Source organism: Enterobacter sp. E1 (assembly GCF_016809815.1).
In the GTDB taxonomy this organism is placed as follows: Bacteria; Pseudomonadota; Gammaproteobacteria; order Enterobacterales; family Enterobacteriaceae; genus Enterobacter; species Enterobacter adelaidei.
In genome coordinates this window covers 291,858-316,372 of sequence record NZ_JAFBJM010000002.1, presented here as the reverse complement: position 1 = coordinate 316,372, position 24,515 = coordinate 291,858, and the positions used below count along the sequence as shown (strand labels likewise).

At 54.0% G+C, this 24,515-nt stretch carries 16 protein-coding genes; 7 read left to right on the top strand and 9 right to left on the bottom strand.

From position 1 onward, the window contains the following. The first annotated feature begins 111 nt into the window (after positions 1-111). Positions 112-651, top strand: coding sequence for a YfaZ family outer membrane protein (locus tag JGF26_RS07630; RefSeq protein WP_028016260.1), 540 nt, complete (start codon positions 112-114; stop codon positions 649-651). A gap of 93 nt (positions 652-744) precedes the next feature. After that, a complete protein-coding gene (locus JGF26_RS07625) occupies positions 745-1,944 on the top strand; it encodes a nicotinamide mononucleotide deamidase-related protein YfaY (RefSeq protein ID WP_028016261.1) in 1,200 nt (399 codons plus the stop codon). A 33-nt stretch (positions 1,945-1,977) separates the two neighbouring features. Here the strand turns inward: JGF26_RS07625 and glpC are convergent, their stop codons facing one another. From glpC to glpA, 3 genes are read right to left on the bottom strand one after another with little or no spacing between them, the layout of a single operon-like run. Beyond that, entirely contained in the window at positions 1,978-3,168 is a 1,191-nt protein-coding gene (gene glpC / locus JGF26_RS07620; protein WP_128347400.1) for an anaerobic glycerol-3-phosphate dehydrogenase subunit GlpC, read from the bottom strand. After that, positions 3,165-4,382 carry a glycerol-3-phosphate dehydrogenase subunit GlpB gene (glpB, locus tag JGF26_RS07615; RefSeq protein WP_134707719.1) on the bottom strand — a complete coding sequence of 406 codons (1,218 nt, stop codon included), beginning with the start codon at positions 4,380-4,382 and terminating at the stop codon, positions 3,165-3,167. The genes glpC and glpB overlap by 4 nt, the downstream gene beginning before the upstream one ends. Further along, entirely contained in the window at positions 4,372-6,000 is a 1,629-nt protein-coding gene (glpA, locus tag JGF26_RS07610; RefSeq protein ID WP_108090816.1) for an anaerobic glycerol-3-phosphate dehydrogenase subunit A, read from the bottom strand. The genes glpB and glpA overlap by 11 nt, the downstream gene beginning before the upstream one ends. Before the next feature lie 256 nt (positions 6,001-6,256). On the opposite strand from glpA, the gene glpT reads away from it, so the two are divergent. After that, positions 6,257-7,609, top strand: coding sequence for a glycerol-3-phosphate transporter (glpT, locus tag JGF26_RS07605; RefSeq protein ID WP_032659131.1), 1,353 nt, complete (start codon positions 6,257-6,259; stop codon positions 7,607-7,609). An 11-nt stretch (positions 7,610-7,620) separates the two neighbouring features. Beyond that, on the top strand, positions 7,621-8,673 hold the full coding sequence (gene glpQ / locus JGF26_RS07600) for a glycerophosphodiester phosphodiesterase (protein ID WP_128347401.1): 1,053 nt from the start codon (positions 7,621-7,623) through the stop codon (positions 8,671-8,673). Between the two features lie 23 nt (positions 8,674-8,696). Here glpQ and yfaE read toward each other — a convergent pair whose 3' ends face one another. The 4 genes from yfaE to ubiG all read right to left on the bottom strand — a co-directional run bounded on the left by yfaE (position 8,697) and on the right by ubiG (position 13,494). Further along, complete coding sequence (yfaE, locus tag JGF26_RS07595; RefSeq protein WP_028016267.1) at positions 8,697-8,951, bottom strand: class I ribonucleotide reductase maintenance protein YfaE; 255 nt, start codon at positions 8,949-8,951, stop codon at positions 8,697-8,699. After that, entirely contained in the window at positions 8,951-10,081 is a 1,131-nt protein-coding gene (nrdB, locus tag JGF26_RS07590) for a class Ia ribonucleoside-diphosphate reductase subunit beta (protein ID WP_028016268.1), read from the bottom strand. The genes yfaE and nrdB overlap by 1 nt, the downstream gene beginning before the upstream one ends. Positions 10,082-10,132: 51 nt before the next feature. Next, positions 10,133-12,418 (bottom strand): class 1a ribonucleoside-diphosphate reductase subunit alpha, encoded by a 2,286-nt coding sequence (gene nrdA, locus JGF26_RS07585; protein ID WP_028016269.1) that lies wholly within the window; start codon positions 12,416-12,418, stop codon positions 10,133-10,135. A 347-nt stretch (positions 12,419-12,765) separates the two neighbouring features. Next, on the bottom strand, positions 12,766-13,494 hold the full coding sequence (gene ubiG, locus JGF26_RS07580; protein ID WP_028016270.1) for a bifunctional 2-polyprenyl-6-hydroxyphenol methylase/3-demethylubiquinol 3-O-methyltransferase UbiG: 729 nt from the start codon (positions 13,492-13,494) through the stop codon (positions 12,766-12,768). A 146-nt stretch (positions 13,495-13,640) separates the two neighbouring features. Between ubiG and gyrA the strand changes: the two genes are divergently transcribed. Together gyrA and rcsC are read left to right on the top strand one after the other, a co-directional pair. After that, positions 13,641-16,277 (top strand): DNA topoisomerase (ATP-hydrolyzing) subunit A, encoded by a 2,637-nt coding sequence (gyrA, locus tag JGF26_RS07575; protein WP_134707720.1) that lies wholly within the window; start codon positions 13,641-13,643, stop codon positions 16,275-16,277. A 133-nt stretch (positions 16,278-16,410) separates the two neighbouring features. Then, positions 16,411-19,257, top strand: a complete 2,847-nt coding sequence (gene rcsC, locus JGF26_RS07570) for a two-component system sensor histidine kinase RcsC (RefSeq protein ID WP_134707721.1) — start codon at positions 16,411-16,413, stop codon at positions 19,255-19,257. A gap of 65 nt (positions 19,258-19,322) precedes the next feature. Here rcsC and rcsB read toward each other — a convergent pair whose 3' ends face one another. Both rcsB and rcsD read right to left on the bottom strand, forming a co-directional pair. Continuing rightward, positions 19,323-19,973, bottom strand: coding sequence for a response regulator transcription factor RcsB (gene rcsB, locus JGF26_RS07565; protein WP_003859405.1), 651 nt, complete (start codon positions 19,971-19,973; stop codon positions 19,323-19,325). A gap of 16 nt (positions 19,974-19,989) precedes the next feature. Then, positions 19,990-22,662 (bottom strand): phosphotransferase RcsD, encoded by a 2,673-nt coding sequence (rcsD, locus tag JGF26_RS07560; RefSeq protein WP_028016273.1) that lies wholly within the window; start codon positions 22,660-22,662, stop codon positions 19,990-19,992. A 743-nt stretch (positions 22,663-23,405) separates the two neighbouring features. Here rcsD and JGF26_RS07555 point away from each other — a divergent pair. Further along, positions 23,406-24,512 carry a porin OmpC gene (locus tag JGF26_RS07555; RefSeq protein ID WP_134707723.1) on the top strand — a complete coding sequence of 369 codons (1,107 nt, stop codon included), beginning with the start codon at positions 23,406-23,408 and terminating at the stop codon, positions 24,510-24,512. The last annotated feature ends 3 nt before the right edge of the window (positions 24,513-24,515 follow it).

Here is a 24,515-nt window from a genome sequence, read left to right as displayed (position 1 = left end):
TAGTTACAATCTACCGGCTTGCCGCACGCAGAGTGCTTGATCCCATGGAGACTCCGGTTAAAATCTCGCGGTTTTGGGACTTCTTTATAATAATTGTGCGGGATCACGACAATGAAAAAAGTGGCATTACTGGGCTTCGGCCTGATGGTTGTTTCTGCGGCGGCTAACGCCATTAGTATTAACGGCTCGGCGGGTCAGGATTACACCCACCTGGGCTTTGGCATGGGCACCGAGACTTCTGGTCTGGCAATGACCGGTGGCTGGACACATAACGATGACGACGGCGACGCAGCCAGCCTTGGCCTGGGTCTGAACATTCCTCTTGGTCCGTTCCTGGCCACTGTCGGCGGTAAAGGTATTTATACCAACCCGAACGACGGTGATGAAGGCTATGCGGCGGCAGTGGGTGGCGGTCTGCAGTGGAAAATTGGCGACAGCTTCGGTCTGTTTGGTGAGTATTACTATTCCCCGGACTCGCTCTCCAGCGGCATTGAAAGCTATGAAGAAGCCAACGCCGGTGCGCGCTGGACCATCATGCGTCCAATTACCATCGAAGCAGGCTATCGCTACCTGAACCTGGCCGGTAAAGACGGCAACCGCGACAACGCGCTGGCCGATGGCCCTTACGTGGGCGTCAGCGCAGGTTTCTAATCACTCCGGCGCGGCATTCTGTCGCGCCAGTTTCTCTCTTCTCCATCCTGCGTTTGCGTTATAGTGTTTTGACCATTTAAGCGGGAGAACATAATGATTAACGTGGAGATGTTATCCACCGGCGATGAAGTGCTGCATGGACAGATTATCGACACCAATGCTGCCTGGCTTGCCGATCTTTTCTTTGAGCAAGGATTACCGTTAACGCGCCGCAACACGGTGGGCGACAATCTTGAGTCACTGGTCAATATCCTGCGTGAGCGCAGCGAACAGTGTGACGTGCTGATTGTGAATGGCGGACTTGGCCCCACCAGTGACGATCTCAGCGCACTGGCCGCCGCCACAGCAAAAGGTGAAGGGCTGGTGCTGCACGAGGCGTGGCTCTCGCAGATGGAGCGCTTTTTCTCCGAACGTGGCCGCGTCATGGCACCCAGCAACCGCAAACAAGCTGAAATTCCCGCCAGCGCTGAGTTGGTTGACAACCCGGTCGGTACCGCATGTGGATTTGCCATGCAGCTGAACCGCTGCCTGATGTTCTTCACGCCGGGCGTACCCTCAGAATTTAAAGTGATGGTCGAGCAGCAGATCCTGCCGCGCCTTCGCGATCGTTTTACCCTGCCTGAACCCCCGATTTGCCTGCGTCTGACCACTTTTGGCCGCTCGGAAAGCGACCTGGCCCAGAGTCTTGATCACCTGCAACTGCCGCCTGACGTATCAATGGGGTATCGGTCCTCCATGCCAATCATTGAACTCAAGCTGACGGGGCCTGCAGAGCAGAAAGCGGCGATGCTGGCACTCTGGCCTGAGGTGCAGCGTGTGGCGGGTGAAAGCCTGATCTTTGAAGGGACGGAAGGGTTGCCCGCGCAGATTGCGAAGCAGCTGCAGTCTCGTCAGTTGAGCGTGACCTTAAGCGAGCAGTTCACCGGCGGTCTGCTGGCGCTGCAGCTGTCGCGCGTCAATGCGCCGCTGTTGGCCAGCGAAGTGGTGCCGTTCCAGCAGGAGACGCTGGCGCAGACCGCCCGTTGGGCTTCTGAAAGAAGGGTAAAACATTTTGCCGGGCTGGCGCTGTTTGTCGGTGGGCTGGATGAGGAATACCTGAACTTTGCGCTGGCGACACCGGAAGGCACGTATGCCCTGAGGGTAAAAATGAGTATCACCCGCCACAGCCTGGCGATACGGCAGGAAGTTTGCGCCATGATGGCGCTGAACATGCTGCGCCGCTGGTTGAATGGCAAAGAGGTTGCCAGCGAGCACGGCTGGATAAACGTTGTCGAGTCGCTGTTCGTTGAGTAAAACGTTGTCCGGGGCTTCTTGCCCCGGTCATGTTCAGCCCAGAGCCCTCGCCAGTAAGGTGATCGGATGTTCGCAGCGCTTGCTGGTGGACATCTCTATTTGCCACTTGCAGGTTTCGCAGTCGGTTACCACGATATCCGCGCTGCTTTCCTCAATCTGACGGAACAGTGGGGCGCCAATCGCCTGTGACGTTTCGTAATTTTCACTTTTGAAGCCGTACGTTCCCGCAATACCGCAGCAGCGGGAATCCAGCACCGTCAGTTCCAGCCCAGGAATTAAGCGTAGCAGTTCAAGCGTATAGAGCGACCAGCCCATTTTTTCCATGTGGCAGGGCGTGTGATACACCACTTTCAGCGGCAATTTTCCCAGCGGCAACGTCTGCCCGCTATCCAGTTTGCGCCACAGGAAGCGTGTTGCCAGTTCAATGTGCTCGCGCAGCCCGGTGTTATCCACGTCCAGCAGATGCGGGTACTCATCTCGCAGGGTGAAGGTACAGGTAGACGAGGTGGCCAGCACCGGAATCCCCCTGTCGACGATGGCTTCACGCAGTGAGGTGACATTGCTTTTGGCCTGCTTGCGCGCTTTATCCGTAAATCCGTTGGCGATCAGTGGTACACCGCAGCATTTTTCCTTACTAAGTAACTGAACGCCCGTCCCCATCGCATTCAGCACTTTAAGCAGATCTTTACCCAACTGCGGGTGGTTGTAATTCACATAGCAGCCATGGAAGAACGCCACCTGTTCGGCATACTGCGCCTGTTGCGCCGCGACGGATTTATACCAGCGACGGAAGGTACCGTGAGAATATTTCGGCAGGCTGCGGTGATGGTCTATTTTCAGTGTCGCATCCAGCAGCTGGCGCACCGGTTTGAGCGCTGTCGCCGCATTCACCAGCGGGGCGAACGGCGTCGAGATGCTCCCCATCAAATCGGTGTGACTGAGAATGGCATCCCGCAATGATGGCTTTTGCGTGCTATAACGCGCCCGGGCGCGCTGGATAATGTCGCCAATGTTGACATCTGACGGGCAGGCAACTTCACAGCGTTTGCAGTTGATGCAGTACTTCAGCGCCTCATCATACAGCTTGCCGTCCTTCAGACGCAGACGCTCACCGTCCGGCCCGGCCTGTTTCGGACCAGGATAACGTGGATTTACGCCGCTGACCGGGCAGACGGTAGTACACACCGTGCATTTAATGCAGCTTTCGAAACGGGTATCGCTCATTGTTCAGCCTCCATGCGCTGGCTAATTTGCTCTGCCACATACAGCGCCGTGACGGCGCAGACCCCGCCACCGCAGCCCTGGGCGATAGGATCATATCCGCCAAGAAGCGAGCCGATAGCAAAGAGATTCCTGACTGACTTACCCGAAAGCTGCGGGTGCAGGTGGTTATCGACAATGACGCCGAACTGTTGCCAGGGTTGTGGCGTGAAGAAATCACTCTGATACCAGTCCGCGCGGGAGGCGCTTTGTCGGACATCCAGGCCCATTATGGCTTCGCGGATGCCGTCCCGACTGCTCAGCAGCCCGTTACTGAAGAAACTGCCGCTTGCCAGCACCGTAAAGCGGGCGCGAAGCGGAATATCATCGTGGTTGCGCGTCCAGATTTCGCTCACTTCCCCGTCAGTCAGGGTGATTTTTTTCACCTCATCACCCGCCATCCAGACGCCACCCTGCGCAACAAATTTGCGCTGGAGCTGGGTATGCAGGCGAATACCGGGAACCGACGGGGGCAGCGTCGGCAGTAAACCGAGTGTGCAGGGCAGTCGATCGGACAGCCAGCGCCAGAGTCGATTGTCGTTTAAGCCAAAGCAGGCGGGCATAAACAGCGCATCGCACCCTTCTGCAAGCGGTTTGAGCGCCTCATACAGCAGCGGCCATCTCTCTTCATGATCAAGAAAACGGGCAATATTCACCGCGCGAAACTCGCTCGGGTTGTCGCGCAGGACATCAAGCTCAGGCAGCTCTATTTCTGCTGTTTCAGCGTTTACCCCCTGGCGACAAAGTGATGCCGCCGCGAGATGGGGCTGAAAATCCAGAAAACCGCTAATACCTACCACCCGCACACGCGCTGAGCTGAGCGGGGTAACGGGCACCTCCTCCGGGCTGAGCCAGGCGGAGCGTAGGGTGCCGAGTGGTGTAACACGCTGATGATTTTGCCTGGCGCTTCCCTGCAGACGAGCGCCGCAATCCGCCAGTAGCGCTTCGGTTTCCAGGGCAAAGCGATCGATATGCTGCGCGCCTGTCAGGTGATAAGGGTGCGCTGGCGGAAGTTTTTCTCGGTACGTTTCGTCCACCAGATCCAGCGAGCCCGACGAGAAGTGCAGGGCGCTCTGACCCCGGGTGATAATGGTGCAGCGTAGCCCCTGTTTTGTGAGTTTGATGCCACAGAGCAGACCCGCCAGCCCGCCGCCGACGATCACGGTATCAAATTTCATCGTGTTGCTCCTTCTCCAGACCGCAAAGCCCCTGGTAGACCCAGCGGGTAAATTCACTTTCACGCAGAGCATCGCCCCAGGCGACAGGCTGAATACCTTTCCAGCGCTCGTTTAAAAAAGCACTGAGTTGATCGAGCGACTGGGTCGCGGTGGTGGTATGAAAGCGTTGCAATAACCCGGCGGCACGGCAGGCGCACAACTCACCCTGACACGTCCCCATTCCAACCCGGGTGCGACGGCGGAGATCGAGCAGAGAATTGACGGTCAGATTTTCCACCGCATATTGTACTTCGCCCGCGGTTACGGCTTCGCACTCGCAGACCAGGCTGCGACTAAGCCGGCCTTCACCCAGCCAGACCGGCGTCCTGTCACCATGACGATAGATGGCCGAACCGCGCAGAGGAGCGGGCAGGGAGATAATTTTTTGCAGCGTCTTCTCGGTAGACTGACGTGAGCCGGGCAGGGGCTGTTCTGCCGTTTTGCACGGCTCGGTGTTGCCCAGTTTGCGGCAGACGGCATCGGTTGCCCATTCGGCCATCAGACGATAGGTCATCAGTTTGCCACCGGTGATGGTGATAAACCCTTCCATGCCGTCGCGTTCAGCATGATCGAGCAGCACAATGCCCCGGCTGACGTTACGCCCGCTTGGGTCGTTATCGCTGGCAACTAACGGACGCACACCCGCGTAGGCGCGCAGGATCCGGGTCTGCGCCATCACCGGGGCCAGTTTTTCCCCTTCACGCAGCAGAATATCCACTTCTTCAGCAGTGACGCGGTTGTAATCAATCTCGCTATAGTCCACGTGGGTTGAGGTGGTACCGATTAATGAAATGGTATCGCCCGGAACCAGAATATCGGCATCAGACGGTTTACGGCAGCGGTTAATCACATGGTTATTGATGCGATGGTCGAGGATCAGCAGCGAGCCTTTTGCCGGAAACATGCGAACGGACAAGTCGGCATACTCCGCAATCCGCTGCCCCCAGATCCCCGCCGCATTGACGACCACGGAAGCATACAGTTCGCTGTGTTCGTTATATTGCGTATTAAAAAGCCGCACGCCACGGACGCGGTGACCTTCCCGGATAAGCCCGGTCACTTCATGCCCGGTCAGGATGTGCGCGCCATGTTCGCGGGCATCAAGCATGTTGGCGGCCGTCAGGCGGAAAGGATCAACCGTACCGTCTGGCACTTTTACCGCCCCTGTCAGGATCGGGTTGACGGAGGGCTCAATGCGCCGCGCCAGGGCCGGGTCAATGGCCTCGGCCTGAATCCCCGCCGCGCGACAGGCGGTAATAAAGGTAGCCTGAAAGGCGAGATCGTCTTCGGGAAGCGTGATAAACAAGCCGTCTGTAGGTTCAATGCAGTGGCGAGCAATCCGCCGCAGGATCTGGTTTTCGGCAATACATTCACGAGCCGATTCGCCATCGGTAACGGCGTAGCGGGCACCGCTGTGAAGCAGGCCATGATTGCGCCCGGTGGCACCTGTCGCAATATCATGGCGCTCCAGAAGCGTGACGCTCAACCCCCTGAGTGCGCAATCACGTGCGATGCCGGCACCGGTCGCACCGCCGCCAATGATAATCACATCGCTGTAGCGTGGATCGTGAATTGTCATTGTCATCCCTCTGTGTTCGTTTTTTTACCATTTAGCCACATGAAAACTATGGTTTGTTTGATTTCGAACACAAACGAGCGAAATTCGAAAGTGAAACGTGATTTCATGCGCTTTTTTGCGCATTCTGTCATATTTCTGTAACAATCTGTGCGTTGATTCACAGTAACAATCACCGTGATTTCTTAACATCGCCGCCTCTCTGGAGTATGGGGCAGTAAAACCCCTGTAAATTCAATACATGGCCACGGAGGCTGTCATGCTCAGTATCTTCAAACCCGCGCCGCATCGTGCGCGTCTGCCTGAGGCAGAAATTGATCCGCTATACCGTCGTCTGCGTTGGCAAATTTTCCTGGGGATTTTCTTCGGGTACGCGGCGTACTACCTTGTGCGTAAAAACTTCGCCCTCGCCATGCCGTATCTGGTGGAGCAGGGCTTTTCGCGAGGGGATTTAGGGTTCGCGCTGTCGGGAATATCGATTGCCTACGGTTTTTCCAAATTCATCATGGGTTCCGTGTCGGATCGCTCAAACCCGCGTGTGTTTCTGCCAGCCGGTCTGATCCTGGCGGCTGCGGTGATGTTGTTTATGGGCTTTGTGCCGTGGGCAACCTCCAGTATTGCCATCATGTTCGTGCTGCTGTTCCTCTGCGGCTGGTTCCAGGGAATGGGATGGCCACCATGCGGACGCACCATGGTGCACTGGTGGTCGCAAAAGGAACGTGGCGGCATCGTGTCGGTATGGAACTGTGCGCATAACGTGGGGGGCGGTATTCCACCGCTGCTGTTCCTGTTGGGGATGGCCTGGTTCAACGACTGGCACGCGGCGCTCTACATGCCTGCTTTTGGTGCTATCGTCGTGGCGATTATCGCTTTCGCGCTGATGCGCGACACGCCTCAGTCCTGCGGTTTGCCTCCGATCGAAGAGTACAAAAACGACTATCCGGATGATTACAGCAAGGAGCACGAAGAAGAGCTGACTGCAAAACAGATCTTCATGAAGTACGTCCTGCCGAACAAGCTGCTGTGGTACATCGCGGTGGCGAACGTGTTCGTTTACCTGCTGCGCTATGGCATCCTCGACTGGTCGCCAACCTACCTGAAAGAGGTGAAGCACTTCGCGCTGGATAAATCCTCCTGGGCCTACTTCCTGTACGAATATGCCGGGATCCCAGGCACGCTGCTTTGCGGCTGGATGTCGGACAAAGTGTTTAAAGGTAACCGCGGTGCGACAGGCGTGTTCTTTATGACCCTGGTGACCATCGCCACCGTGGTGTACTGGCTCAACCCGCCGGGCAACCCATCAGTAGATATGGCCTGCATGATCGTCATCGGCTTCCTGATTTACGGTCCGGTGATGCTGATCGGTCTGCACGCGCTGGAGCTGGCGCCGAAAAAAGCGGCGGGCACGGCGGCAGGCTTTACCGGCCTGTTTGGCTACCTCGGCGGGTCGGTCGCGGCAAGCGCCATTGTGGGCTATACCGTTGACTTCTTCGGCTGGGACGGCGGCTTTATGGTGATGATTGGCGGTAGCGTGCTGGCGGTTCTGCTGCTGATTGTTGTGATGATCGGCGAAAAACGTCACCACGCTGAAGTGCTGGCGCGTCGTCAATAAGGAGCATTGCGATGAAATTAACTCAGTTAGCTACCAGTCTGCTGCTGGCAGGCCTGATGACAGGCTCTGCGCTGGCGGCAGATAAAATCGTTATTGCCCACCGCGGCGCAAGCGGCTATCTGCCGGAGCATACGCTCCCGGCAAAAGCGATGGCCTATGCGCAGGGCGCGGATTACCTGGAGCAGGATCTGGTGATGACGAAGGACGACCAGCTGGTCGTCCTGCATGACCACTATCTTGACCGCGTGACGGACGTGGCGGAGCGTTTCCCGGACCGCGCCCGCAAAGATGGCCGTTTCTACGCCATCGACTTCACGCTGGCGGAAATTCGCTCGCTGAAGTTTACCGAAGGCTTTGAGATCGAAAACGGCAAGAAGGTGCAGGTCTATCCGGGACGCTTCCCGATGGGCAAATCTGACTTCCGGATCCATACCTTCCAGGAAGAGATTGAGTTTGTTCAGGGGCTGAACCACTCAACCGGTAAAAATATCGGTATCTACCCGGAAATCAAAGCGCCGTGGTTCCACCACCAGGAAGGGAAAGACATTGCGGCCAAAACGCTGGACGTACTCAAGCAGTACGGATACACCAGCAAGAAGGACAAGGTGTATCTGCAGTGTTTTGACGCCGCTGAGTTGAAGCGCATCAAAACCGAGCTGGAGCCGAAGAGGGGGATGGATCTTAATCTGGTGCAGCTGATTGCCTATACCGACTGGAACGAAACCCAGGAGAAGCAGCCGGACGGGAAGTGGGTGAACTACAACTACGACTGGATGTTTAAGCCGGGTGCGATGAAGCAGATAGCGCAGTACGCCGATGGCATCGGGCCGGATTATCACATGCTGGTGGCGGAAGGCTCAACGCCTGGGCACGTGAAGTTGACGGCGATGGTGAAAGAGGCGCATGCCAGCAAGATGCAGGTCCATCCGTACACGGTGCGTGCAGACCAGTTGCCGCCGTATGCCACGGACGTGAATCAGCTTTACGACGTGCTGTATAACCAGGCGGGCGTGGACGGACTGTTTACGGATTTCCCGGATAAAGCAGTGACGTTCTTAAAATAGAAAAAGGGCCGTAAGGCCCTTTTTTACATCTCGATCTCGATATCGCCTTTTGCCCGGCAGCAGCAGGGCAAAATTTCCCCTTCACTGATAAAGGCCAGCGGCTCGGTCAGCCAGTCCACCTGACCTGTCACCAGACGGCAGCGACAGGAGCCGCAATAGCCTTCACGACACTGATACTCAACCGCCACCTGGTTCGCCTCAAGCGCCACCAGCAGAGAAGGGTGCTCTTCCTGACACAGCACTTCGGTGCCAGAAAGACGTAGCGTTACGCGTGTCATCAGAGCTGGAAGTTGCTCAGGTCGTCAGTATCAACTTCGGAGTCAATCTGACCGACCAGGTAAGAACTCACTTCCACTTCCTGCGGCGCAACCTGCACGTTATCCGATACCAGCCAGGTGTTGATCCACGGGATGGGGTTGGAGCGCGTCTGGAACGGCAGGTCGAGGCCGACAGCCTGCATACGGATGTTGGTGATGTACTCAACGTACTGGCACAGAATGTCTTTGTTCAGGCCAATCATGGAGCCGTCGCGGAACAGGTAGTCTGCCCACTCTTTCTCCTGCTGGGCCGCCAGCACGAACAGGTCATAGCACTCCTGTTTGCACTCTTCGGCGATTTCCGCCATTTCCGGGTCGTCCACGCCGCTGCGCAGCAAGTTCAGCATGTGCTGGGTGCCGGTCAGGTGCAGGGCTTCGTCACGGGCGATAAGACGGATGATTTTGGCGTTACCTTCCATCAGCTTGCGTTCGGCAAAGGCGAAAGAGCAGGCAAAGCTCACGTAGAAGCGAATGGCTTCCAGCGCGTTGACGCTCATCAGGCACAGATACAGCTGTTTTTTCAGCGCACGCAGGTTCACGGTAACGGTTTTGCCGTTCACGTTATGGGTACCTTCGCCAAGCAGATGCCAGTAACTGGTCATCTCGATCAGTTCGTCGTAGTAGTGAGCAATGCCTTCTGCGCGTTTCTGGATCTGCTCGTTAGTGACGATATCGTCAAACACCACCGCCGGATCGTTAACGATATTGCGAATGATATGGGTGTAAGAACGGGAGTGGATCGTCTCAGAGAACGCCCAGGTTTCCACCCAGGTTTCCAGTTCCGGAATGGAGATCAGCGGCAGCAGCGCCACGTTAGGGCTGCGGCCCTGAATGGAGTCCAGCAGCGTCTGGTACTTCAGGTTGCTGATGAAGATATGTTTTTCGTGATCCGGCAGCGACTGGTAATCAATACGGTCGCGGGAGACGTCAACCTCTTCCGGGCGCCAGAAGAAGGAGAGTTGCTTTTCAATCAGCTTTTCGAAGATGTCATATTTTTGCTGATCGTAGCGTGCCACGTTGACTGGCTGGCCGAAGAACATCGGCTCTTTGAGCTGGTCGTTTTTCGTCTGTGAAAAGGTGGTGTATGCCATGAATTGGAGTCCTGTCTTACGAAATAAAGGCGGGGAAATCCCCGCCCTTTATTAGATCTTACATGCGCCGCTTTCGCAGCCATCGTCCTGAATTGACGGTACAAGGTCGTCCTGCGCGTCTTCTGCACCATCACGGGTGTTGTGATAGTACAGGGTTTTCACGCCAAATTTATAGGCAGTGAGCAGGTCTTTCAGCAGTTGCTGCATCGGTACCTTACCTGACGGGAAGCGCGTTGGGTCGTAGTTGGTGTTTGCAGAGATCGACTGGTCGATAAACTTCTGCATGATCCCAACCAGCTGCAGGTAGCCGTCGTTGTTTGGCATTTCCCACAGCAGCTCGTAGTTGTTACCCAGCGTCTCGTAATCCGGCACCACCTGGCGCAGAACACCGTCTTTCGACGCTTTAATACTGACGTGGCCGCGAGGTGGCTCGATACCGTTGGTGGCGTTAGAGATCTGTGAAGAGGTCTCAGACGGCATCAGGGCAGAGAGCGTAGAGTTACGCAGTCCATAAGTCTTAATGGATTCGCGAAGGCCTTCCCAGTCCAGATGCAGCGGCTCGCTGACAATCGCGTCCAGATCTTTTTTGTAGGTATCGATCGGCATAATGCCTTTCGCGTAGGTGGTTTCGTTAAACCACGGGCACGCACCTTGCTCTTTCGCCAGCTCGTTGGACGCTTTCATCAGGTAATACTGAATAGCTTCAAACGTCTGGTGGGTCAGGTTATTGGCGCTGCCGTCAGAGTAACGCTTGCCGTTTTTCGCCAGCCAGTAGGCAAAGTTGATCACGCCAATGCCCAGGGTACGACGACCCATTGCACCACGTTTAGCGGCCGGGATTGGGTAATCCTGGTAGTCCAGCAGGGCATCCAGCGCACGAACCGCCAGCACGGCCAGCTCTTCCAGCTCGTCGAGGCTCTTAATCGCACCCAGGTTGAACGCAGACAGCGTACACAGCGCAATTTCACCGTTTTCGTCGTTAACATCGTCCAGCGGCTTGGTCGGCAGGGCGATTTCCAGGCACAGGTTAGACTGGCGCACTGGCGCAACAGCCGGATCAAACGGGCTGTGGGTGTTGCAGTGGTCAACGTTCTGGATGTAGATACGGCCGGTAGAGGCACGTTCCTGCATCATCAGAGAGAACAGGTCTACCGCTTTCACACGCTGTTTACGGATACTGTCGTCTTTCTCATATTTGGTGTACAGACGTTCGAACTCATCCTGATCAGCGAAGAACGCGTCGTACAGGCCAGGGACGTCAGACGGGCTGAACAGGGTGATGTCTTCACCTTTCAGCAGACGGGTGTACATCAATTTGTTGATCTGTACGCCGTAGTCCATGTGACGCACGCGGTTGCCTTCCACGCCACGGTTGTTTTTCAGTACCAGCAGGCTTTCCACTTCCAGGTGCCACATCGGGTAGAACAGGGTCGCAGCACCGCCGCGTACGCCGCCCTGAGAGCAGGATTTCACCGCCGTCTGGAAGTGCTTATAAAACGGGATACAGCCGGTGTGGAATGCTTCACCGCCGCGAATTGGGCTGCCCAGAGCACGGATGCGACCGGCGTTGATACCGATACCAGCACGCTGGGAAACGTATTTCACAATGGCGCTGGAGGTGGCGTTGATAGAATCCAGGCTGTCACCACACTCGATCAGCACGCAGGAGCTGAACTGGCGGGTAGGGGTGCGCACGCCAGACATGATTGGCGTAGGCAGAGAAATTTTGAACGTGGATACCGCATCATAGAAACGCTTCACATATTCCAGACGGGTTTCACGTGGGTAGTTAGAGAACAGGCAAGCGGCCACCAGAATATAGAGGAACTGGGCGCTTTCGTAGATCTCACCGGTCACACGGTTTTGAACCAGGTATTTGCCTTCGAGCTGCTTCACCGCCGCGTAGGAGAAGTTCATGTCGCGCCAGTGATCGATAAACCCGTTCATCTGCTCGAACTCTTCTTCCGTATAGTCTTCCAGCAGATGCGTGTCGTATTTGCCCAGCTCAACCATTTTCACTACGTGATCGTAAAGCGCAGGCGGCTCAAACTGGCCGTAGGCTTTTTTGCGCAGGTGGAAAATGGCCAGGCGTGCAGCCAGGTACTGATAATCCGGTGCTTCACGGGAGATCAGATCCGCCGCCGCTTTAATGATGGTTTCATGGATATCAGACGTTTTGATGCCGTCGTAGAACTGGATGTGAGATTTCAGTTCAACCTGGGAGATAGATACGTTGTTCAGTCCTTCTGCTGCCCAGTCGAGAACTCGATGGATTTTGTCCAGATTGATACGCTCGGTGGTACCGTCGCGCTTTGTCACCAGCAGACTCTGATTCATGTGGGTTTTACCTGTCCGTGAAATAAAAAATATCCCCCGTTTATCCACAGATCCGTCTTGTGACTAACTCTGTGGATAAATACTACATATAGGGGTTTTGCGATAAGAAAAACGCTATATGGTGAGTATTCTAGTATCGATTCTTTTCAGCACAAGGGTTGATTTTGACGTTAAATTGAGGTTGTGAAAGCGTAAAAAAGGCTAAGTCCTAGTACCGTAAGGCCTGGAAGACATGTCAATAATTAAGAAAAAAAATTCAAAATTTGATCGAGTGTTGATTTCTTCAACGGGCGGTCAGAATTGCGCAACATGATGTCGCGCAATCTTTATAAGAATAACAGATGACGTTAGTCGTTTTTGGCAGTTGTATGCAACATATAGTTAACATCCACGCCCGGTGCGAGTTTGAATTTATCGGTCAATGGATTGAAATGCAGACCGGTGATGTGTTGCTCTTTAAGCCACGTCTGGTCAACCCAGCTCAGTAACTCAGCAGGCTTAATGAATTTCTTCACGTCGTGTGTCCCTTTCGGCACCATGCGCAGCACATACTCTGCGCCGACGACGGCCATCAGCCAGGCTTTACCATTACGGTTGATGGTCGAGAAGAAGACCTGGCCGCCCGGTTTCACCAGTTTTGCGCAGGCGTGCACCACGGACTGCGGATCGGGAACGTGCTCCAGCATCTCCATGCAGGTCACCACATCGTACTGATGCGCATGTTTGGCCGCGTGCTCTTCCACGGTTTCCTGCACGTATTCTACCTTTATGCCGGACTCCAGGGCATGGAGACGGGCAACCTGCAGCGGCTCAAAGCCCATGTCCAGACCCGTGACAGTAGCCCCTTCGCGCGCCATGCTCTCTGCCAGGATACCGCCACCGCAACCGACATCGAGCACTTTCTTACCGAACAGACCGCCGGAACGCTCCGCGATGTAGCCCAGACGCAGCGGGTTAATACGGTGCAGAGGTTTGAACTCACCCTCGAGATCCCACCAGCGGGACGCCACCGCTTCAAATTTGGCAATCTCTTCATGGTCAACGTTGTGAGACACCGGGGATTTTTCGGCATTCATGGGCGCTTTTACTCCTTATTTAGCAAGACGAATGAGTATATCAGGCAATCCCTGTGAATAAAGCGTATAGGTTTACCTCAATCACCTCGGCTGTGTTATAATTTGCGACCTTTGAATCCGGGATACAGTAGAGGGATAGCGGTTAGATGAGCGACCTTGCGAGAGAAATTACACCGGTTAACATCGAGGAAGAGCTGAAGAGCTCCTATCTGGACTATGCGATGTCGGTCATTGTTGGCCGTGCGCTGCCGGACGTCCGCGATGGCCTGAAGCCGGTACACCGTCGCGTACTATACGCCATGAACGTATTGGGCAATGACTGGAATAAAGCCTACAAAAAATCTGCCCGTGTCGTTGGTGACGTAATCGGTAAATACCATCCTCATGGTGATTCCGCGGTGTACGACACTATCGTCCGTATGGCGCAGCCATTCTCGCTGCGTTACATGCTGGTAGATGGTCAGGGTAACTTTGGTTCTATCGACGGCGACTCCGCCGCGGCAATGCGTTATACGGAAATCCGTCTGGCGAAGATTGCCCATGAGCTGATGGCCGACCTGGAAAAAGAGACGGTTGATTTCGTTGATAACTACGACGGCACGGAAAAAATTCCTGACGTTATGCCAACGAAAATCCCTAACCTGCTGGTGAACGGTTCGTCCGGTATCGCCGTCGGTATGGCAACCAACATTCCGCCGCACAACATCACGGAAGTGATCAACGGTTGCCTGGCTTATATCGACGATGAAGACATCAGCATTGAAGGGCTGATGGAACACATCCCGGGCCCGGACTTCCCGACGGCGGCGATCATCAACGGTCGTCGTGGTATTGAAGAAGCGTACCGCACCGGTCGCGGCAAGATTTACATCCGTGCCCGCGCAGAAGTGGAAGCGGACGCCAAAACCGGCCGTGAAACGATCATTGTTCACGAGATCCCGTATCAGGTGAACAAAGCGCGTCTGATTGAAAAAATCGCCGAGCTGGTAAAAGAAAAACGTGTTGAAGGTATCAGCGCGCTGCGTGATGAGTCTGATAAAGACGGCATGCGCATCGTGATTGAAATCAAACGCGACGCGGTGGGTGAAGTTGTTCTGAACAACCTGTACTCCCAGACTCAGCTCCAGGTTTCCTTCGGTATCAACATGGTTGCACTGCACCATGGTCAGCCGAAGATCATGAACCTGAAAGAGATCCTGAGCGCGTTCGTGCGTCACCGCCGTGAAGTGGTGACTCGTCGTACCATCTTTGAACTGCGCAAAGCGCGCGACCGTGCGCACATCCTTGAAGCGCTGGCGGTTGCCCTGGCTAACATCGACCCGATCATCGAACTGATCCGTCGTGCGCCAACCCCGGCAGAAGCGAAAGCGGCACTGATTTCCCGTCCGTGGGATCTGGGTAACGTTGCAGCGATGCTGGAACGTGCGGGTGATGATGCTGCGCGTCCTGAGTGGCTGGAACCCGAGTTCGGCGTGCGTGACGGTCAATACTACCTGACTGAACAGCAGGCCCAGGCGATTCTGGATCTGCGTCTGCAGAAACTGACCGGCCTTGAGCATGAAAAACTGCTCGACGAATACAAAGAACTGCTGGAACAGATTGCTGAGCTGCTGCACATCCTGGGTAGCGCAGAACGTCTGATGGAAGTGATCCGTGAAGAGCTGGAGCTGGTCCGCGATCAGTTCGGCGATGAGCGTCGCACCGAAATCACCGCGAACACCGCGGACATCAACATCGAAGACCTGATCAACCAGGAAGACGTTGTTGTGACCCTGTCTCACCAGGGCTACGTGAAGTATCAGCCGTTAACCGACTACGAAGCACAGCGTCGTGGTGGTAAAGGCAAGTCTGCGGCACGTATTAAAGAAGAAGACTTTATTGACCGCCTGCTGGTGGCGAACACCCATGACACGATCCTCTGCTTCTCAAGCCGTGGTCGTCTGTACTGGATGAAGGTCTACCAGTTGCCGGAAGCGAGCCGTGGCGCGCGTGGTCGTCCAATCGTTAACCTGCTGCCGCTGGAAGCGAACGAACGTATTACCGCCATTCTGCCGGTACGCGAGTACGAAGAGGGCGTGAACGTCTTTATGGCGACCGCCAGCGGTACCGTGAAGAAAACCGCGCTCACCGAGTTCAGCCGCCCACGTTCTGCGGGTATCATCGCGGTGAACCTGAACGAAGGCGATGAGCTGATTGGCGTCGATCTGACCTCCGGTTCGGATGAAGTGATGCTGTTCTCTGCGGCCGGTAAAGTGGTGCGCTTTAAAGAGAACGCCGTCCGTGCAATGGGTCGTACCGCTACGGGCGTTCGTGGTATCAAGCTGGCTGGCGAAGACTCTGTGGTTTCCCTGATTATTCCGCGCGGTGAAGGGGCTATCCTGACCGTGACGCAGAATGGTTACGGTAAACGTACAGCAGAAGGGGAATACCCAACCAAGTCTCGCGGCACGCAGGGCGTTATCTCTATCAAAGTCACCGAGCGCAACGGTTCCGTTGTGGGCGCGGTACAGGTAGACGATGCTGACCAGATCATGATGATCACCGATGCCGGTACGCTGGTGCGTACGCGCGTTTCTGAGATCAGCGTGGTGGGCCGTAACACCCAGGGCGTGATCCTCATCCGTACTGCGGAAGATGAAAACGTTGTGGGTCTGCAGCGTGTGGCAGAGCCAGTGGATGACGAAGAGCTCGACTCTATCGACGGAAGCACAGCAGAAGGCGACGATGAAATCGCGCCAGAAGCCGACACCGACGATGATGCAGCGGATGACGCTGACGAGTAATGTCTCCTGATGCAAAAAGGGCCGGATTCCGGCCCTTTTCTTTTGCAGAAGCAGATAACTCAACGTTGCGACCTGGCGCGTTTACCGCTACCTTAACCACATCTTTTGACCCCGACGGCGGAGCCTCGCCCCTTTGAAATACCTCGTCTCCTTTCGTACTACGCTGAAAGTATCTCGCTATCTGTTTCGGGCGCTGGCGCTCTTGCTTTGGCTGCTGGTGGCATTGTTCTCGGTGTTTTACATCGTTAACGCGCTGCATCAGAAAGAGGCGGAGATCCGCCAGGAGTTTAATTTAAGCTCCGACCAGGCCCAGCGCTACATTCAGCGAACGTCTGATGTAATGAAGGAGCTGAAGTACATTGCTGAAAATCGTCTGACGGCGGAGAACGGTATTCTTGCCCTCCGCGGTCGTAACGACAAAACCGAAGTCCCGGACTTCCAGCCGCTGTTCCCGGATTCCGATTGTTCCACCATGAGCAATACCTGGCGTGGGTCACTGGAATCTCTTGCCTGGTTTATGCGCTACTGGCGCGACAATTTTTCTGCTGCTTATGACCTCAATCGCGTATTCCTGATTGGCAGTGAAAATCTCTGCGTGGCGGATTTTGGCCTGCGCGATCTTCCCGTCGAGCGTGATGATGCGTTGAAAAGCCTGCACGAACGCATCGTGAAATACCGCAATTCACCGCAGGATGAGCGCGGAAATAACATCTTCTGGATAAGCCAGGGTCCGCGCACGGGGGTGGGTTATTTCTACGCCCTGACGCCGGTGTATCTGGGCAATCGCCTGCAGGCGCTGCTGGGGATTGAACAGACCATTCGCATGGAAAACTTCTTCACCCCGGGCAGTCTGCCAATGGGGGTGACTATTCTTGATGAAAATGGACATCAGCTTATCTCCCTTGCCGGGCCGGACAACCGTTTAAACGTCGATCCGCACTGGATGCAGGAGCGATCGTGGTTTGGTTATACCTCGGGGTTCCGCGAACTGGTGCTGAAGAAGAGCCTGCCGCCTTCGTCGCTGAGTATCGTCTATTCGCTGCCGGTGGATATGGTGCTTGAGCGGATACGTATTCTTATCATGAATGCGATTCTGCTCAACCTGCTGGTGGGGGGCGCGCTGTTCACGCTGGCGCGCATGTATGAGCGGAAAATCTTTATTCCTGCCGAAAGCGACGCCCAGCGGCTGGAGGAACACGAGCAGTTTAACCGCAAGATTGTTGCCTCGGCGCCGGTGGGGATCTGTATTCTGCGTACCCAGGACGGGACCAATATCCTGAGTAATGAGCTGGCACATAATTACCTGAACATGCTGACGCATGAGGATCGGCAAAGGCTGACGCAAATTATCTGTGGTCAGCAGGTTAACTTTGTCGACGTGCTGACCAGCACGCACACTAACCTGCAAATCAGCTTTGTTCATTCCCGCTATCGCAATGAAAACGTGGCGATTTGCGTGCTGGTGGATGTTTCTGCACGCGTGAAGATGGAAGAGTCGTTGCAGGAGATGGCGCAGGCGGCAGAGCAGGCCAGCCAGTCGAAATCGATGTTCCTTGCGACCGTCAGCCACGAGTTGCGAACGCCGCTGTACGGGATTATCGGTAACCTCGACCTGTTGCAGACGAAGGAATTGCCGAAAGGGGTCGACAGGCTGGTGACGGCGATGAACAACTCCTCCAGCCTGCTGCTGAAAATCATCAGCGATATTCTCGACTTCTCCAAAATTGAGTCTGAGCAGCTGAAAATCGAACCGCGTGAGTTCTCTCCGCGTGAGGTGATGAACCACATCAGCGCCAACTATCTGCCGCTGGTGGTGCGTAAACAGCTGGGGCTTTACTGTTTTATCGAACCGGATGTGCCGCTGACATTGCACGGCGATCCCATGCGCCTGCAGCAGGTCATCTCTAACCTGCTCAGTAACGCCATTAAATTCACCGATATCGGCTGTATTGTTTTACACGTTTGCCGGGCCGGTGATTACCTGAGTATCCGCGTGCGGGACACGGGAGTGGGTATTCCGGCGAAAGAAGTGGTTCGTCTGTTCGACCCGTTCTTCCAGGTGGGGACCGGCGTGCAGCGTAACTTCCAGGGCACCGGGCTGGGGCTGGCGATCTGTGAAAAGCTCGTGAGCATGATGGACGGCGATATCTCTGTTGATACTGAGCCCGGCATGGGTAGCCAGTTCACTATCCGCATTCCGCTCTATTCGGCTCAGTATCCGGCAAAAACGACGGTTGACGGCCTGAGCAATAAGCGCTGCTGGCTGGCGGTGCATAATGCCTCACTGAATGACTATCTCACTGCGCTGCTTACTCACAGCGGCGTGAGGGTGTCCCGTTATGAAGGTCAAACACCGGATGTGGACGATGTGCTGATTACCGACGATATGCCGGAACAGCCGTGGCAGGGAAGAGGGACGGTACTCTTCTGCCGTCGTCACATCGGCATCCCGGTTGAGCGTGCGCCGGGAGAATGGGTACATAGCGTAGCAACGCCGCATGAGCTGATGAGCCTGCTGGCACGCATCTACAAAGTGCATCTGGAAGAGAGTGACGGCGCGGGTGGATTACCGTCACCGGAGTCTCTGGCGTCGGTGAATGACGATATGATGATTCTGGTGGTGGATGACCATCCGATTAACCGCCGCCTGCTGGCCGACCAGTTGGGTTCGCTTGGCTATCAGTGCAAAACGGCTAATGATGGCGTGGATGCGCTGAATGTACTGAGTAAAAATCATATTGATATCGTTCTCAGCGACGTAAATATGCCAAATATGGATGGCTATCGTCTGACGCAGCGCATCCGCCAGCTTGGCCTGACGTTACCGGTTGTGGGCGTGACGGCGAACGCGCTGGCGGAAGAGAAACAGCGCTGCCTGGAGTCTGGTATGGACAGCTGTTTATCAAAACCGGTGACGCTGGATGTGCTGAAGCAGACACTGTCTGTTTATGCGGATCGCGTGAGAAAAACGCGAATATAAAAAAAGGCCCGCAAGGGCCTTTTACGTTTCACCCCTCCCTGTGGGAGAGGGGCACACGTAGGGAATCAATCCTTATCCGTTGCGCTCAGCGTGACGGAGGAGAGATAGTTCAGCAGGGCAATATCGTTGTCCACACCCAGCTTCATCATCGCTGATTTCTTCTGGCTGCTGATGGTTTTAATACTGCGGTTCAGCTTCTTGGCAATTTCGGTCACCAGGAAACCTTCGGCGAACAGGCGCAGTACTTCGCTCTCTTTCGGCGACAGGCGCTTGTCACCGTAGCCACCTGCGCTGATTTTTTCCAGCAGGCGAGAGACGCTCTCAGGCGTGAATTTCTTGCCTTTCTGCAGCGCAGCGAGCGCTTTTGGCAGATCGGTTGGTGCGCCTTGTTTCAGCACAATGCCTTCGATATCCAGATCCAACACCGCGCTCAGAATCGCCGGGTTGTTGTTCATGGTCAGAACGATAATCGAGATATCGGGGAAGTGACGTTTAATATATTTGATGAGCGTGATCCCATCACCGTACTTGTCCCCAGGCATGGAGAGATCGGTAATGAGCACGTGTGCATCAAGCTTTGGGAGGTTATTGATCAGTGCTGTAGAGTCTTCAAATTCACCGACTACATTCACCCACTCGATCTGTTCAAGTGATTTGCGAATACCGAACAGTACAATCGGATGGTCATCGGCAATAATTACGTTCATATTGTTCATGTATAAGGCTACCTTGCTACAGCAAGCTTTTGACGTAGGCGTCAATGTCGCTGATGTATTTTTCAATGCCAGAGGCATCTTTCTCACGAATTAGATGTTCCAGCGTTTCACATAACTGCTTGCCGGGAACCAGATTAAGCATGGCAAACACCCCTTTAAGCCGGTGTGCTGTCTGTGCCAGCGCTGCAAAATCATTCGCAGCGGACTCAGTATACAACCGCTTAACATCATCTGGTACTGTATCAACAAAGAGCGAATAATATCCGCTGGCGTGAAGCTCGGCATTTTCATTGCTGCCTTGCGGGGATTCCGCTATCTCTTCCTGCGCCAGCTGTTCTTCTATTAGTTGTAGTACAGCTTCCTGCATCGCATTGCTTATATTAAAGTTGACGCGCAGCTGGCCAGGGCCGATTTTCCGCACGCCTGACTCATCATCGCTTAAAAGCAAGCCGGAGGCAGTAAGATTAGACGGATTATCAGTTAAAAACAGATCAAATTCTTGACTTGCCAGCCTTTCATCCGGCGTGATGCAGGCCGCGCCCCAGTTTTCTAACTGACGAACCACAATATTGCGGATCTCATTTGAGGTCACATCGACCATCACCACAACATCATCCAGCAGACGTTCTTCATCTTCTTCTTGTGGATTGGCGGCCATTTTAACGTGCAGAGAGTACCGGGTGCCGAGGGATTCACGGGCCTTGATATTCAGGTGACCACCAAGCTTACGCGCCAGTTGATCGCATAACCAGAAGGTCAGCGCATTGGCTTTGCCGTAATGATCGCTCTGGGTGTCATTAAGGAACGGGAAGTGCAGATTATCAATTTCGCTCGTTGTGACGCCTTCCCCGGTGTCCAGGATGCGGAACGTCAGACGATCTTCAGCAGACTCGTCTGTGCTCACCTCCAGGGTGATCTTGCCAATCTGCGTGGTGGTCACCGCATACTGAATAAGCATCAGAAGAATGCGGCGCAGTGCTTCGCGATCGCCGTGACGTTCATCATTCGCGGATAAATGGTTATTGATTAGCAGTTGCAGTCCTTTGCGTTTAATCACGGGCAGGACTTCCGGAACCACTTCATCGATCAGATTCTGAATGGAGAAGAGGGTAGGTGTTCCTTTCCAGAAATCATTCTCCAGCATATTCGCCAGTTGGATCTCATCAACCATACGAACCAGTGAGTCGGCCTGGCTGGCAAGCTGGTGGCTTTCTGACGTATTTAACGCTGCCGCCTGGGTTGCCAGCGTTTTTAATGGCTGTTTGAAGGCATCACCAATATTCTGCATGAATGCCGCGCGCCCCTGCTGGTTTTTCTCATACAGCCTTTGCGCCTGCTTCAGCTTTTTATTCACCAGCACTTCTCTATCCTGATCGCGGATAATGAAAATTTGCGTGCGTGGGGCGATCTGACTGCGGAACTGACGGATCTCGTACAGTTCATTGTTGATGGTGGCCTGAATCACCCCTTGGTGCTGATCCGCCATGGTGGTGATGTTTTGCAGGTTAAGATGCGGCAGCAGATGGTCGGCAATTTTGTTGCTCATCACCGTACGATTCGCTTCCTGGTCGTGAACTAAGACCCCAAGCGGCAGCACGGAAACAATCTCTTCATTCAATGCACGTAACACGCGCAACTCATTAGTGGTGCCCGCCGGAACCGCAGAGGCGTCGCTTTGACGACCCGGCTGGAAACGGAACGTACTGTAGCCAAACAGAGCCAGCGCCAGCAGACCGATATTCAGCAGCAGAGGCAGCAGGATATTTTGCAGGGTGTCGAGCAACAGCGTGCCAAACGGCACCTGCCACACCAGACGCATACCGGTTGAGTTCAGCGAAGAGGCAATTTCAATTTTCGAGCCATTAAAAGAGATCGATACGCTCTCTGCGGCCTCTTTGTCAGACGCCGCACGCATATTCTGTGTGCTGCTGTCTGGCTCAAGGCGGAAGCTGTCGAGCGGCATATCCGGCGGGATTAAATCATTAATTGGCAAATCGAAGGCCACCACCGTCGCCAGATGCCCTGGCTGGTTGAACGTGGTGCGCAGGGTAAAATAGTGACCATTTTGCCAGGCCAGGCGACGCAGGGAAGAGAAGCTCTCACGTTCATCGAGAGCATTTGCCTGCTGCAACATCTCTGCCCGACGGGAATCGACGATGCTGCCCACGGTTGTCTCTTTAAACCCGGAAGAGAGATCTTTCAACGGCAGCGTCGAGATCAGGATCATGCTGTTGTCCTGACCATTCAGATAGTACATCGACCACGGCACGGTTTCGGCTCCCCAAAGGGTATCCAGATAGGTCGAAATGCGCTGCGTCATCTCCAGCGTCGCACTGTCGTGAGAGCCAAAGATAAGTGCCTCCGTTTTGCGCTGCGGTTTTTCGAGATAATAGACGTCCTGCTTAAGACGTGTCTCCTGCAGCCCATCCCCGGATGAGGTTGCGGGCGCAGCCGCAATATTGTCGTAAATCTGCCAGGTGGCGTAGCGCCAGGTATCAATGCGCTTGTGTACGGCATGGGTGATATCAACAACCTGATAGCTTTTGTCCTTTAGCCAGGCGTTCACCGCGCTCTGCACCATAACCCCCATGGTGACTAACAGCACAACGATCAAAAGAAGAAAGAAACGGGTGATGCTCCCGGGGAGGAGGGAGAATTTGCTCGGGGCGGTAGTTTCAGTCTGACTCATTGATATCTCTAACCTGTGATGGTCGTGCTCTGTCGCGATAGGGCAGTATAAAGGGTAATAACTGAATTTCCAGCGCCACTGGTCTGGAAGCGACGACTTTTTCCACAGGTAATATCAGAGATGGAAAGTGTCCTAAACATGTACACACTCACCGGGAATGTACAAATATAAAACAGTGCTATCTGGCAAAAAGCACGAATTAACAAGAAATTGAGTTTTTCATCATTTTTTCCACGTCGGGGGATACACGGTGAGAATTTAGTTAATAGTCGTTACAATTTCAGGGGGGTAGCACAGGAAAAGAAAATTTACGTAAAGAAAGGTAAAAAAAAACCGAATGCGAAGCATCCGGTTGAATTAGGGATAAACAGACATTCAAAACTGAATGACGGTAATAAATAAAGTTAATGATGATAGCAGGAGTTATTTTAGAGATTAGGCGCGATCTTGTTTTGTCATTCAGTGCTGTAACGAATTTTATTGTAACTCGTTGATATTTATGTGGTGATTTTTCTGTTTGATTATGCGTGCTAAATTTCTAAGCTATTTGTGCTTTGTAAAAGTTCCTTGATATTTACAAATTGAAACACGTTGATGCATAAATGAAACATCTTCAAAGTTTTAGTATCATATTCGCATTGGATTATTCTGTAATTTTGAGGAGAATGAAATTGCCGACTGGTTAATGAGGGTTAACCAGTAAGCAGTGGTAATTATAAGGCATATAACAGAGGGTTAATAAAATGAAAGTTAAAGTACTGTCCCTCCTGGTACCAGCACTGCTGGTAGCAGGCGCAGCAAATGCGGCCGAAATTTATAACAAAGATGGCAACAAATTAGATCTGTACGGTAAAGTCGATGGTCTGCACTATTTCTCAGACGACAAGGGTAACGACGGCGACCAGACCTACATGCGTATCGGCTTCAAAGGCGAAACTCAGGTTAACGATCAACTGACCGGTTACGGCCAGTGGGAATACCAGATCCAGGGCAACACCGCTGAAAGCGACAACCAGTCCTGGACGCGTGTGGCGTTCGCGGGTCTGAAATTCGCGGATGCGGGTTCTTTCGATTATGGTCGTAACTACGGCGTTATCTACGATGTGACTTCCTGGACCGACGTTCTGCCAGAGTTTGGCGGCGATACGTACGGCGCAGATAACTTCCTGCAGTCCCGTGCTAACGGCGTTGCGACCTACCGTAACCAGGACTTCTTCGGTCTGGTTGATGGCCTGAACTTTGCTCTGCAGTATCAGGGTAAAAACGGTAGCGTAGATGGTGAGAACAACACCGGTCGTAGCACCCTGAAACAGAATGGTGACGGTTACGGCGCATCCCTGACCTACAACCTGGGTGAAGGCTTCAGCATCGGTGGTGCAATGTCTTCTTCCAAACGTACTTACGATCAGAACAATACCGCAGCGCTGGGTAACGGCGATCATGCTGAAGTCTACTCTGGTGGTCTGAAATATGATGCGAACAACATCTATCTGGCCGCTCAGTACTCTCAGACCTATAACGCAACCCGTTTCGGTAACTCTCAGAGCAGCAGCGAAATCTACGGTTTTGCTAACAAAGCGCAGAACTTCGAAGTTGTTGCTCAGTACCAGTTCGACTTCGGCCTGCGTCCTTCCGTGGCTTACCTCCAGTCTAAAGGTAAGGACATCGAAGGTTACGGCGATCAGGATATCCTGAAATATGTTGATGTGGGTGCGACTTACTACTTCAACAAAAACATGTCTACCTATGTGGACTACAAAATCAACCTGCTGGATGACAACAACTTCACCAAACAGGCTGGTATCGGTACTGATGATATCGTAGCGCTGGGTCTGGTTTACCAGTTCTAATCG